Source organism: Actinomadura viridis, from assembly GCF_015751755.1.
Taxonomy (GTDB): Bacteria; Actinomycetota; Actinomycetes; order Streptosporangiales; family Streptosporangiaceae; genus Spirillospora; species Spirillospora viridis.
The window spans coordinates 2,804,516-2,817,019 of sequence record NZ_JADOUA010000001.1 but is presented as its reverse complement, the minus strand read 5'-3'; the positions used below and the strand labels follow the sequence as shown (position 1 = coordinate 2,817,019).

The following is a 12,504-nucleotide window of genomic DNA, read 5'->3' as shown; positions in this document are numbered from 1 at the left end:
CTCGTCCCGTCCCCCGCGCGCGCCGCCCGGCCGCCGGGCTCACGCCCGGCCCGCCCCGCGGACCACCTCGTACACCATCTGCGCCAGCGCCACGTCGGCGTCCCGGCGTCCCATCCGCCCGGCCGCCTCCGACATGTGCGCGACCCGCGCCGGGTCGGCCAGCACCGGCAGCAGGTTGGCCGCGATCCACTCGGGGGTCAGGTCGGCGTCGTCGACCAGCAGCCCGCCGCCGCCCGCCACGATCGGCTCGGCGTTGAGGCGCTGCTCGCCGTTGCCGATGGGGAGCGGGACGTACACCGCGGGCAGCCCGACCGCCGCCAGCTCGGCGCAGGTCATCGCCCCCGCCCGGCACATCGCCATGTCGGCCGCCGCGTAGGCCAGGTCCATCCGGTCGCAGTAGGGGATGGTCACGTACTGCGGGCCGCCCGAGGTGGGCTCGGGCTCCTCGGTGTTCTTGGGCCCGACGATGTGCAGCACCTGGATGCCGGCCCGGTGGAACGCGGGGGCCGCGGCGACCGCGGCCCGGTTGAGCGACCGCGCGCCCTGGGAGCCGCCGAAGATCAGCAGGGTGGGCAGGTCGGGCAGCAGCCCGAAGTACGAGCGGGCCTTGTCGCCCATCGCCAGCCGGTCCAGCGCGGCGATCTCGCGGCGCAGCGGGATGCCGACGAACCGGGCGCCGGGCAGCGGGGAGTCGTGGTGGGAGACCGCCACGTGCTCGGTGAACCGGGCGCCGAGCTTGTTGGCCAGCCCGGGCTTGGGGTTGGCCTCGTGCACGATGATAGGCACCTTGCGCTTGCGCGCCGCCAGGTAGCCGGGGGTGGCGACGTAGCCGCCGAAGCCGACCAGGATGTCGGCGCGGGCCTGGTCGAGGACGGCCGCCGCCGCGTTGATGGCGCCGCGCAGCCGGCCGGGGACGGTCAGCAGCTGCGGTGTCAGCGTGCGGGGCAGCGGCACCGGCGGGATCAGCGCGAGCTCGTAGCCCCGCTGCGGGACCAGCCGGGTCTCCAGGCCCCGCTCGGTGCCGAGGCAGGTGACCCCGACGTTGGGATCGTTGCGTCGCAGCGCGTCGGCCAGAGCCAGGGCGGGCTCGATGTGTCCGGCGGTGCCGCCGCCGGCCAGGACAACCCTCATGCTCGTTGACAACTCCTCAGCATGTTCGTCGTGGCGATGCCGTAAGGCCCCGCCGCCCGCGCCGCGTTCCGCGGACCGGCGGTCGCCGGGCCTATCGGCACCCGGAGGGATTCAGCGCCGTGCCAGGCCCAGCCAGCTTAGAGCCCGCAGGACCGGTCCGGGACCTCGTGCGGCCAGTGCCTGGCGCGCGCCGGGCTCGCGCTTGGCGAAGGCCAGCAGCATGCCGAGCGCGATCAGGGTCGGGATCAGCGCCGACCCCCCGTAGGAGACCAGCGGCAGCGGGATCCCCGTGATGGGGAGCACACCGATCACCGCCCCGATGTTCACGATCGCCTGCACCACCAGCCAGGCGGTGGCGCCGGCCGCGGCCAGCCGGGTGAACGGGTCCTTGACGCGCCTGGCGATCCGCAGGCCCGCGTAGGCCAGCAGCCCGAACAGGCTGAGCACCACGAGCGTACCCACCAGTCCGAACTCCTCTCCGACGATCGCGAAGATGAAGTCGGTCTCGGCGTGCGGGAGGAAGTCCCACTTGGCCCGCCCCTCGCCCAGGCCGGTGCCGAACCAGCCGCCCGAGGCGACCGCGTACAGGCCCTGGGTGCCCTGGTAGCGGGCCCCGAGCGGGTCCCCGGACTGGTCCAGGAAGCCGGTGAGCCGCTGCATCCGGTACGGCTCGACGACGATGAGGATCGCCACCAGCAGGCCCACCAGCCCGGCCATGCCCACGAAGAGCCGGCCGGGGGCGCCCACGACCCACAGGAGCGCCAGGAAGATCGTGAGCAGTACCAGCGTCGTGCCCAGGTCGCTGCCCAGCATCACCAGCATCACCAGCAGCCCGGCGCCGGGCAGCAGCGGGACCAGCAGCGGCTTCCACTCGGTGAGCTGGCCGAGCCGTTCCTTGCGGGCCAGCAGGTCGGCCCCCCACAGGACCAGCGCGAGCTTGGCGGGCTCGGACGGCTGGATCTGCACCGCGCCCAGGTCGATCCAGCGGGTGGCGCCGCCCGCCGCGCGGCCCAGGCCGGGGACCAGCACCAGCAGCAGCGCCACGATCGACAGCAGCAGCAGCGGGTAGGCCAGGGCACGGAAGGTCTTGACCGGCAGGCGGGAGGCCAGCCACATGCACGGCAGCCCGATGGACACCCAGATCGCCTGCTTCTGGAACAGCGTGTAGGCCGAGCCGGTCTCCTGGATCTGCTTGACCAGCGACGCCGACAGCACCATGGTCAGCCCGAGCGCCAGCAGCATGAACGAGCAGCCCAGCACCAGGTAGTACGAGGTCAGGGGCCGGTCGAGGAGACCGACTGCGGCGGCGACCTGCTCACGCGGCCCGGAGCGCCCGGAGGGGCGCTCCTCGGCCGGCATCGCGGTGCTCATGCCGTCAGCGGGGTCCGCCGCCGTCCGGGAGGGCGCCTGCCGGCCCCGCGCCGGGGAGCCGCCGCACGGCCGCGATGAACGCGTCGCCGCGCGCCGGGTAGTTGGCGAACATGTCGAAGGAGGCCCCCACGGGGGCGAGCAGCACGGTGTCGCCCGGCTCGGCCAGGGCGGCGGCTTCGTTCACGACGCGGTCCATCGCCCCAGTGTCGGTGTCGGCGACGTCCACGACCGGAATATCGGGCGCGTGTCGCGCGAGTGCCTCCGCGATCCGTGCCCGGTCACGGCCCAGCAGGACGACGCCGCGCAGCCGGCCGGCGCAGGAGCGGACCAGCTCGTCGACCTCCAGCCCCTTCAGCAGCCCGCCCGCGATCCACACGATGGACTCGTAGGCGGCGAGGGAGGCCGCCGCGGCGTGCGGCTGGGTGGCCTTGGAGTCGTTGATGTAGGTGACGCCCCCGATCTCGGCGACGTGCTGGATGCGGTGCGGGTCGGGGACGAACGCGCGCAGGCCCTCGCGGACCGCCTCGGGGGGCACCCCGTAGGCGCGGGCCAGGGCCGCCGCGGCGAGCGCGTTGGCGACGTTGTGCGGCGCGAAGGGACGCACGTCGTGCAGCCCCGCCAGCTCGGCGGCCTCCCGTTCGGGGTCGCCGACCAGCGCGCGGTCGACCAGCAGGTCCTCGACCACGCCGAGGGTGCCGGGGCGCGGCATGCCCAGGGTGAAGCCCACCCGCCGCCGGGCGGCCTCGGCCAGCCCGGCCGAGACCGGGTCGTCGGCGTTGTAGACCGCCAGCGTGCCCTCGGGCCCCGCACCGTCGCCGGTGCCGCCCGCGCCGGGCCCGAAGATCTTGGCCTTGGCGGCGATGTAGGCGTCCATGGAGCCGTGCCAGTCGAGGTGGTCGGGCGCGACGTTCAGCACGGCGGCGGCCAGCGGCGCCAGGGAGCTCGACCAGTACAGCTGGTAGCTGGACAGCTCCACCGCCAGGACGTCGTGCTTCTCCAGGACGGCCTCGACGATGGGGGTGCCCACGTTGCCGACGGCGAGCGCGTCGTGCCCGGCGGCGGCGAGGATGGACGCCAGCATCCGCACGACCGTGGTCTTGCCGTCGGTCCCGGTGATCGCCAGCCAGGGGGCGGCGCCGGCCGGGCGCAGCCGCCAGGCCAGCTCCACCTCGCCGTAGGTCTCGATCCCGGCGGCGGCCGCGGCGGCCGGCAGCGGCGCGTCGGGACGCCAGCCGGGGGAGATCACGACCAGGTTGGTGCCCTCGGGCAGGGTCTCGCCGTCGCCCAGCCGCACCGTCACGCCGCGGGCCTCCAGCTCGGCGGCGTGCGCGCGCTGCTCCGGCCCGTCGCGGCCCTCGACCAGCGTGACCCGGGCGCCCCGTTCGGCCAGGACGCGGGCCGCGGCCCGCCCCGACACCCCCGCGCCGGCCACGCAGACCCGACGGCCCGCCCACTCCCCCGAGGTCACGACTTGGGCATCCATTCCAGGTAGAACAGTCCGAGGCCGATCGCGGTGAACAGCGCCGACATCAGCCAGAACCGGACGACGATGGTGGTCTCGGCCCACCCCGACAGCTCGAAGTGGTGCTGCAGCGGGGCCATCTTGAACACGCGTTTCTTGGTGAGCTTGAACCCGCCGACCTGGATCATCACCGACAGCGTGATCATGACGATCAGGCCGCACAGGATGGCCAGCAGGAACTGGGTGCGGGTGAGGATGGCCAGGCCGACCAGCACGCCGCCCAGCGCCAGCGAGCCGGTGTCGCCCATGAAGATCTTGGCGGGCGGGGCGTTCCACCACAGGAAGCCGAACACGCCGCCCAGCACCGCCGCCGCGACCACGGCGAGGTCGAGCGGGTCGCGCACGCTGTAGCAGTTGGGCGCCAGCGCGAAGTCGTAGCAGCTGTTGCGCAGCTGCCAGTTGCCGATGATCACGTAGGCGGCCAGCACCATGCCGGCGGGGCCGGCGGCCAGGCCGTCCAGGCCGTCGGTGAGGTTGACGCCGTTGGACATCGCGGCGATCAGCAGCAGGGCCCACACCACGAACAGGTACGGGCCGATCGAGGGGCCGAAGTCGCGCAGGAACGACAGGTGGGGGGAGGCGGGGGTGATGTCGTACCCGTTGGGGAAGTTCAGCGAGGCGATCGCGAAGACCACGCCCACCAGGATGATGCCGATCATCTTGGCGCCGCTGCGCAGGCCCAGGCTGCGCTGCTTGAACACCTTGATGTAGTCGTCGACGAACCCGACCAGCCCGAGCCCGGTCATCAGGAACAGCACCAGCAGGCCCGACACGGTCGGCATGGTGCCGTCGAACAGGTGCGCCCCGGCGTACCCGGCCAGCGAGCCGACGATGAACACGGTGCCGCCCATGGTGGGCGTGCCGCGCTTGCCCTGGTGGCCGGAGGGGCCCTCCTCGCGGATCATCTGGCCGTAGCCCAGCCGGTTGACGATCCGGATCCACACCGGGGTGCCGACCATGCCGATGATCAGCGCGATCCCGGCCGCGATGATGATGTTGGTCATGCGCGGTCACCCCCGGCGGTGCCGCCCGCGGTCTCCACGGCCGCCGTCCCGGCCCCGGCCCCGTCCTGGAGCAGACGCTCGGCGATGCGTTCCATCCCGGCGACGCGAGAGCCCTTCACCAGTACGACGTCCCGCGGCCTGAGCCGCTCGCTGAGCACGGTCACCGCCGCGCCGACGTCATCCACCTGTACGCACTCTCCCGTCCATGACGCCACCTGGTCGGCCCCTTCGGCCATCGGCGCGGCGTTCTCACCGACGACGACGAGGCCGGCGATGCCGCTGCGCGCGACATGCTGCCCGATCTTGGCATGTTCCGCCGCCGAGCCGGGGCCCAGTTCGGCCATTTCGCCCAGAACGGCGAAGGCGCGGCGGCCCCGGGCCATGTGGGCCAGCACGTCGACCGCGGCCCGCGTCGAGTCCGGGTTGGCGTTGTAGGCGTCGTTGACCACCGTGACGCCGTCGGCCCGCTCGGTGACCTCCATCCGCCACCGGCTGGCCGGGCGGGCCTCCGACAGGACCTCGGCGATCTCCTCCGGCGGCAGGCCCACCGCGCGGCCCACGGCGGCGGCGGCCAGCGCGTTGGCGACCGCGTGCGCGCCGTGCAGGCGCATCTCCACCGGAGCCGTGCCCTCGGGGGTGACCAGCGAGAACCGGGGCCGGCCCGCCTCGTCCAGGCGCTCGCCGGCGGCGCGGACGTCGGCCCGGCCGGACCGGCCGAACGTGACGACCTCGGCCTCGGTGCGGGCGGCCATCGCCAGGACCAGGGGGTCGTCGGCGTTGAGGATCACGGTGCCGCCGGCGGGCACCGCCTCGGCCAGCTCGCTCTTGGCGGCGGCGATGCCGTCCCGCCCGCCGAACTCGCCGATGTGCGCGGTGCCGACGTTGAGCACCACGCCGACGCGGGGCGGGGCGATCCCGGCGAGGTAGGCGATGTGACCGATTCCACGCGCACCCATCTCCAGCACCAGGTGCCGGGTCCGCTCGTCGGCGCGCAGCACCGTCAGCGGCAGCCCGATCTCGTTGTTGAACGAGCCGGGCGGGGCGACCGTGGCCCCGGCGCGCTCGACGACCCGGGCGATCAGGTCCTTGGTGGAGGTCTTCCCGGCCGATCCGGTGACCCCGATGACGGTGGCCTCCGGCAGCCGGGCCAGCACGCCGCGGGCCAGCAGGCCGAGCGCGTGCCGTACGTCCTCGACGACCACGGCGGGGCCGCCGACGGGGCGCTCGGCGAGGACCCCGGCGGCCCCGGCCGCCAGCGCCGCCGCGGCGAAGTCGTGCCCGTCGGCCCGCTCGCCCCGGAACGCGGCGAACAGCGACCCGGGACCGGCAGCCCGGGAGTCGATCACCACGGGGCCGGTGACCACGGGACCCGTGACCACGGGGTGGGCCGGGGCGTCACCGCCCGCCGGGGAGAGCCCGTCGAGGGCACCGCCCGTCAGCTCCGCGATCGTCGACAGCGGAAGTGGGATCACGCCTGCGTCCCGTCCCCTCTCAGATCCGACGGCGCCCGCGCGGGCCCCGGCGGGGCGCCACGGCGCCGCAGCGCCTCCCGGACGACCTCGCGGTCGTCGAAGGGGTGCACCTCGCCCGCCACGTACTGGCCCTGCTCGTGCCCCTTGCCGGCGATCACGAGCACGTCGCCGCTCCGGGCCCGGGCGACCGCCAGCCCGATCGCCGCGGCGCGGTCGGGTTCCACCACGATGTGCGCCCGGTGCTCCTGCGGCACCTTGAGCCCGCCCTCGACCATAGCGGCGAGGATCGCGAGCGAATCCTCCGACCTGGGGTTGTCGTCGGTGAAGTAGGCCAGGTCGGCCAGCCGGGCCGCGGCCTCGCCCATGAGGGGCCGCTTGCCGCGGTCGCGGTCGCCGCCGCAGCCGAGCACCACCGCCAGCCGGCCCTCGGTGACCGGGCGCAGCGCCGTGAGCACCGCCTCCACCGCGCCGGGTTTGTGGGAATAGTCCACCAGGGTGACGAAGTCCTGGCCCTCGTCGACCCGCTCCAGCCGGCCCGGGACGCCCGGCAGCGCGGCGACACCGTGCACCGCGGCGGGCAGCGAGATCCCCGCCTCCACCAGCGCCACGATCGCGGCCAGCGCGTTGGCCACGTTGAACGGGCCGGTCAGCTGGACGCCGGCGTCGGCCTCGATGCCGCCGGGGCCCACCACCCGGAAGACGCTGCCGTCGGCGCCGACCCGCACGTCCTCGGCCCGCCAGTCGGCCGCCGGGTCGCCGGTGGCCGAGAAGGTGGTCACCGGGATGGTGGCGACCGCGATCAGCTCGCGCCCGTAATGGTCGTCGAGGTTGACCACGCCGACCCGGGAGTACTCCGGCGTGAACAGCCGGGCCTTGGCGGCGAAGTAGTCCTGCATGGTCGGGTGGTAGTCGAGGTGGTCCTGGGAGAGGTTGGTGAAGATCGCGACCTCGTAGTGCGCCCCGCCGACCCGGCCCTGCTCCAGCGCGTGGCTGGAGACCTCCATCGCGGCGGCGCCCACGCCGCGCTCGCGCATCATCGCGAAGATCGCGTGCAGGTCGGTGGCCTCGGGCGTGGTCAGCGAGCTGGGCAGCCGGGCGTCCTGGATCCGCATCTCCACGGTCCCCACCACGGCCGTCTCCACCCCGGCGGCGCGCAGCCCCGCCTCCAGCAGGTAGACGGTGGTGGTCTTGCCGCTGGTCCCGGTCACCCCGATCAGCGTCAGGTCGCGGGCGGGCTCCCCGTACACCCAGGCGGCGGCGTCGCCGAGCCGGGCCCGGGGGTCGTCCACCACCAGCACCGGCAGCCCGGTCGCGGCGGCGCGCTCGTGCCCGGCGGGGTCGGTCAGGATCGCCGCCGCGCCCTTCTGCGCGGCCTGGCCGGCGAACTGGGCGCCGTGCGCCCGGGCGCCCGGCAGCGCCGCGTACAGGTCGCCCGGCAGCACGGCGCGGGAGTCGTGGGTGATGCCGGTGACCGCCGCGCGGGCGCCGCCGCTCTCGGTGGCGCCGAGCAGCGCCGCGAGCCCGGAGAGCGGACGGGCCGGATTGGTGGTCGGACGCATGACTCGTCTTTCGGTACGGATCGAGGGAACCGGCGGTGCCACCGGCCTGGACACGGATGCTGGGCTCACGGCGGAAGAGCGTACTCGCTGCGCTCAGTCCCGGGCGTGGATCTTGATGATCGGCGGTTTGCTCTCCGTCGGCGGGATCTTGCGGCTCTGCAGGGCGAAGCCCATCACGTCCTTGAAGACGGGGGCCGCCGCATCGCCACCATAGTGGCTTCCCTTCCGCGGCCCCTGCAGAACCACCTGGACGACCAATTGCGGATCGTCGGCGGGGGCGAATCCGGCGAACGAGGCGGTGTAGCCGCTGCCGTCGTAACAACCGCAACGCGGGTTGACGATCTCGGCCGTGCCGGTCTTGCCCGCGACCCGGTAGCCGGGGATGCGCGCCTTGGGGGCGGTCCCCTCGGGCGAGGCGACCCCCTCCAGCATGTCCCGGATCTGGCGGGCCGTCTCCGAGCTGATCACCTGCCTGCTCTCCGGCTTCGCCGCGGCGGTGAAGGTGCCGTCGTCGTCGGTGGTGCCGGCGACCAGGTTGGGCGCCACCCGGATCCCGCCGTTGGCGATGGTGGCGTAGACGCTGGCCATCTGGAGCGCGTTCACCGTCATCGACTGGCCGAACGCGATCGCGTAGCGGTCGGTGCCCGACCACTTGGCCGGCGGCTGGAGCTTCCCGGCCGTCTCGGCGGGCAGGCCCACGCCGGTGCGCTCGCCGAAGCCGAAGTCGCGCAGGGACTGGTAGAGCGTCTGCTGCGGGATCCGCTCGCTGGCCAGGATCGTGCCCACGTTGCTGGAGGTGGCCAGCACCCCGGCGAACGTGAGCCGCTGGGTGGGATGCGGATGGGAGTCGCGGAAGGTCCGGTCGTACCGCTTGACCCGGTCGGGGACGGTGAACGCCGTGTCGGGCCGCACCCCGCCCTTCTCCAGCACGGCGGCGGCGGTGACGACCTTGCCGGTGGACCCCGGCTCGTACTCCTCCTGGACGATGGGGCTGCCCCACCGGCCGGGCGCGGACTTGCCGTAGTCGTTGGGGTCGTAGCCGGGCGCCGAGGCCAGGGCCAGCAGCCGCCCGTCCCGGGGGTCCATCACGATGACGCTGCCGCTGCGCGCGCCGGTCGCCTGGACCTGCCGCTCGATCGCCCGCTGCGCCTGGAACTGGAGGTCGCGCATCAGCGTCAGCCGCACCCCGCGGCCGGGGACCGGCGGGCGCTTCTGGTCCTCGCCCATCGGGATGTGCTGGCCCTCCGGGCTGATCTCGACCCGCTGCCAGCCGGCGCTCCCCGCCAGCTGCCGGTTCATCGAGTACTCCAGCCCGGCGGCGCCCCTGCCCTCGGCGTTCACGAAACCTATGACGCCCGCGGCGAGGGAGTCGTTCGGGTACTGGCGGCGGTATTCCGGCAGCGTGCCGATGCCCAGGAACCTGAACCCCATCACCAGGCGCGCCTGGTCGGGCCGGACGCCGTGCGCCAGGTACTCGAAGCGGCTGTCGGGGGTGCTGATGATCTTCATCACCCGCGCCGGGTCCAGCCCCAGGGTCGGCGCCAGCGCGTTCACGATCCCCTGCCGCTTCTCCGGCTTGATCATGAACGGGTCGGCGAAGATCGCGCGGGCCTCCACCGTCATCGCCAGCGGGTTGCCCTGCGCGTCGGTGATGTCGCCCCGGACGGCGGGCAGGTCGATGGTCTGCAGGCGCTGCTTCATCGCCAGCTCGCTGTAGGAGCCGGACTCGATGGTCTGCAGCTGCACCAGCCGCCCGGCGAACAGCGACAGCACGAACGCCACGACCAGCAGCCCGACGTTGAGGCGCTTGACCGGGTCGCGCCGGTGGAACGGGACCCGGGGACGGGGCGGCCTGCCCTGGGAGCCCCCGCCGCGGCCGCCGCCCGAGCCGCCGCCCGGGGCGGTGCGGCGGCGGGCCGGGGGCCTGCCCTCCGACCTGCTGGCCGACGTCCTCGCAGGGGGCTTGGCCGTGGGCTTGGCCGGGGTCCTGGTCGCGGGGGCCCTGCGCGGGGCGGCCTTGGCCCCCTTGGCCGCGGGGGCCTTGGGCGAGGGAGCCTTGGGCGCAGGGGCCTTGGGCGCAGGGGCCTTGGACGCTCCCGCCGACCCCTTGGCCGCGGACGTCTTGGCCGACGCCCCCTTGCCGCCGGACTTCTTGCCCGAGCCGCCCGCGCCGCCCGCGCCGCCGGCCCCGGAGCGCGGCGGCGGGACCATGCCGTTCCGGGCGGGCCGGCGGGTGGAGCCGGCACCGCCCGGTGACCGCGGCGGGTCGCCCTTCTTACGCCCGGACGCGCGCGCCGCGCCCGGGCCGCTCTTCTTGTTCTTGTCGTCGCCCCCCGAGGGGTCGCGGGACGTCCGTCCCGCGGAACCGCGCCTACGGCCAGGCGGCGGGCCCGCCGCTCCGCGTCCCGGCCCCGGTGTCACCCTGTCCCCCGCTCCTTCTCGGTCCGGCCGCCGGTCACGGCGTGCCGGTCCCCGTCCGGTCCGCCGTCCCCGCCCCCGTTCCCGCCGGGCGGGCCGGGGCGCCGGTCCGGCTCCCTGGGGCCGCGGCGGCACGGTCCGCGGCGGCGGACACGCCGTCGCCGGGCACCACGGCACCGGGGATCCCGACCACGCCGGCCGCTCCGGCCGCCGCGGCGGCGGCGTGCGGCACCGGCCGCATCGAGCCGCCGATCACCTGGCCGGTGACGCCGTCGATGAACGCCAGCCGGGTCGGCCGCTGCATGCCCAGGGCCTCGGCCTTCTGCGCCACGCGCTCGGGCGACTCCTCGCGGGCGATCTCCTCCTGGAGCGCCTGCCGCTGCTGGCCGAGCAGCTTGTTGTTCTGCTGGAGCCGCGTCAGCGTGAACGCGTCCTCGGCGAGCACGGTGTTGAGCAGCAGGAGGCTGACCAGCGCCCCGCCCATGAGCCCGCAGATGAGCAGCACGAAGGGCGCGCGCGGCGGCGAGGACCGCCCGGTCCGGCGTTCCGCCTGCCCGGCCGCCGCGGCGGCCTTGGCCCGGGTCTTCGTCCCGGCCTGGGGGCTCGCCTTGGGGCCGGCCTCGGCGCCCGCCTTGGACGCCGTCCTCGCGCCGGTCTTCGGCGCCGCCTTCGGGGCGGACTTCGGGACGGTCCTGGTCCCGCCCTTCGGGGCGGCCTTCGGCCTGGCCTCGGTCTTCGCCTCGGTCCCGGCCTCGGCGCCGGAGGCCGGCACCGGGGCGGACCCGCCCGTCCCGCCGCCGCGTTCCGGGCGGGCCCGGACCGGGGTGGGAGCCTTGGAGCCCCGCGGGCGCCTGGTCGTCGTGGTCATCTCGCCTCCCGGAGCCGTTCGGCGGCGCGCAGCCGCACCGACCCGGCCCGTGGGTTGGTCGTGGTCTCCTCGTCGGAGGGCAGCTCGGCGCCGCGGGTGAGCAGCCGGAAGCGCGGCCGGTGCTCGGGCAGCGTGACGGGCAGTTCCGGCGGGGTGGTGTCGGCCGCCTGGGCGGCGAGGACCTGCTTGGTGATGCGGTCCTCGAGGGAGTGGTAGGAGAGCACGACGATCCGCCCGCCGACCGGCAGGGCGGCGAGGGCCGCGGGCAGGGCCCGCCGCCAGGTGTCCAGCTCCCCGTTCACCTCGATGCGCAGCGCCTGGAAGGTCCGCTTGGCCGGGTTGCCGCCGGTACGGCGGGTGGCGGCCGGGATCGAGGTGCGCACCAGGTCGGCCAGCCGCCTGGTGGAGTCGAGGGGGGCGCGCTCGCGCTCGCGGACGATGGCGGCGGCGATCCGCTGGGCGAACCGCTCCTCGCCGTACTCGCGCAGGATGCGGGCCAGCTCGGCGGGCGGGTAGCCGTTGACCACGTCGGCCGCCGTCAGGCTCTGGGTACGGTCCATCCGCATGTCCAGCGGGGCGTCGTAGGAATAGGCGAAGCCGCGCTCGGCCTCGTCCAGCTGCGGCGAGGACACCCCGAGGTCGAAGAGGACCGCGTCGACGCGCGGCACCCCCAGCCGTTCGAGGACGTCCGGCAGCTCGTCGTAGACGGCGTGCTCCAGCCGCGCCCGGTCGCCGAAGCGTGCCAGCCGCCGGGCGGAGCGCTCCAGGGCCGTGGTGTCGCGGTCGAGCCCCACCAGCCTGAGCCGGGGATGGGCCTCCAGCATGGCCTCGGCGTGGCCGCCGAGACCGAGGGTCGCGTCGAGGTAGACCGGTTCCCGTCCGGTGACCTGGACCGCGGGCCCGAGCAGCTCCAGTACGCGATCGAGCATGACCGGTACGTGACCGGATCCGGCCGCGGGCTGACCCGCCTCCATGGTTCACCCCCTCGTACGCCACTACGCTCGCGGACTGCGTGGCATCGTCGGCCCGGCCCCCTGTCCCCCGTGTCTGGGCGGACGCCCCCGGCGGCCTCGCCCGGCCAGGTCCCCATCCGCTGCCCGTGAGGAAGATCACCGCATAGTCGCGGGGGGTCGCCGTCTGGCGCCGGGGAAGCTGCGCC

Annotated in this window: 9 protein-coding genes; all 9 read right to left on the bottom strand. The window is 74.9% G+C overall.

Annotated elements, in window-relative coordinates:
* Positions 1-39: 39 nt before the first annotated feature.
* Positions 40-1,131, bottom strand: coding sequence for an undecaprenyldiphospho-muramoylpentapeptide beta-N-acetylglucosaminyltransferase (gene murG, locus IW256_RS12620; protein WP_197011140.1), 1,092 nt, complete (start codon positions 1,129-1,131; stop codon positions 40-42).
* Between the two features lie 111 nt (positions 1,132-1,242).
* Positions 1,243-2,502, bottom strand: coding sequence for a putative lipid II flippase FtsW (ftsW, locus tag IW256_RS12615; RefSeq protein ID WP_197011139.1), 1,260 nt, complete (start codon positions 2,500-2,502; stop codon positions 1,243-1,245).
* A gap of 4 nt (positions 2,503-2,506) precedes the next feature.
* On the bottom strand, positions 2,507-3,985 hold the full coding sequence (gene murD, locus IW256_RS12610; protein WP_197011138.1) for a UDP-N-acetylmuramoyl-L-alanine--D-glutamate ligase: 1,479 nt from the start codon (positions 3,983-3,985) through the stop codon (positions 2,507-2,509).
* Positions 3,967-5,028: a phospho-N-acetylmuramoyl-pentapeptide-transferase gene (gene mraY / locus IW256_RS12605; RefSeq protein ID WP_197011137.1), complete on the bottom strand. Its 1,062-nt coding sequence runs from the start codon at positions 5,026-5,028 to the stop codon at positions 3,967-3,969. The genes murD and mraY overlap by 19 nt, the downstream gene beginning before the upstream one ends.
* Positions 5,025-6,500, bottom strand: coding sequence for a UDP-N-acetylmuramoyl-tripeptide--D-alanyl-D-alanine ligase (locus IW256_RS12600; protein WP_197011136.1), 1,476 nt, complete (start codon positions 6,498-6,500; stop codon positions 5,025-5,027). Before IW256_RS12600 ends, mraY begins: the two co-directional genes overlap by 4 nt.
* Positions 6,497-8,059 (bottom strand): UDP-N-acetylmuramoyl-L-alanyl-D-glutamate--2,6-diaminopimelate ligase, encoded by a 1,563-nt coding sequence (locus IW256_RS12595; RefSeq protein ID WP_197011135.1) that lies wholly within the window; start codon positions 8,057-8,059, stop codon positions 6,497-6,499. Before IW256_RS12595 ends, IW256_RS12600 begins: the two co-directional genes overlap by 4 nt.
* Positions 8,060-8,152: 93 nt before the next feature.
* Entirely contained in the window at positions 8,153-10,480 is a 2,328-nt protein-coding gene (locus tag IW256_RS12590; protein WP_307828871.1) for a peptidoglycan D,D-transpeptidase FtsI family protein, read from the bottom strand.
* Between the two features lie 34 nt (positions 10,481-10,514).
* On the bottom strand, positions 10,515-11,345 hold the full coding sequence (gene ftsL / locus IW256_RS12585; RefSeq protein WP_197011134.1) for a cell division protein FtsL: 831 nt from the start codon (positions 11,343-11,345) through the stop codon (positions 10,515-10,517).
* Positions 11,342-12,319: a 16S rRNA (cytosine(1402)-N(4))-methyltransferase RsmH gene (gene rsmH / locus IW256_RS12580; protein ID WP_197011133.1), complete on the bottom strand. Its 978-nt coding sequence runs from the start codon at positions 12,317-12,319 to the stop codon at positions 11,342-11,344. Before rsmH ends, ftsL begins: the two co-directional genes overlap by 4 nt.
* Positions 12,320-12,504 lie beyond the last annotated feature (185 nt).

What these genes read in the sequence shown, in the direction of transcription:
- murG (WP_197011140.1), bottom strand. Translation starts at nt 1,131, where the DNA reads ATGAGGGTTGTCCTGGCCGGCGGCGGCACCGCCGGACACATCGAGCCC.
- ftsW (WP_197011139.1), bottom strand. Translation starts at nt 2,502, where the DNA reads ATGAGCACCGCGATGCCGGCCGAGGAGCGCCCCTCCGGGCGCTCCGGG.
- IW256_RS12595 (WP_197011135.1), bottom strand. Translation starts at nt 8,059, where the DNA reads ATGCGTCCGACCACCAATCCGGCCCGTCCGCTCTCCGGGCTCGCGGCG.
- mraY (WP_197011137.1), bottom strand. Translation starts at nt 5,028, where the DNA reads ATGACCAACATCATCATCGCGGCCGGGATCGCGCTGATCATCGGCATG.
- rsmH (WP_197011133.1), bottom strand. Translation starts at nt 12,319, where the DNA reads ATGGAGGCGGGTCAGCCCGCGGCCGGATCCGGTCACGTACCGGTCATG.
- murD (WP_197011138.1), bottom strand. Translation starts at nt 3,985, where the DNA reads ATGGATGCCCAAGTCGTGACCTCGGGGGAGTGGGCGGGCCGTCGGGTC.
- ftsL (WP_197011134.1), bottom strand. Translation starts at nt 11,345, where the DNA reads ATGACCACGACGACCAGGCGCCCGCGGGGCTCCAAGGCTCCCACCCCG.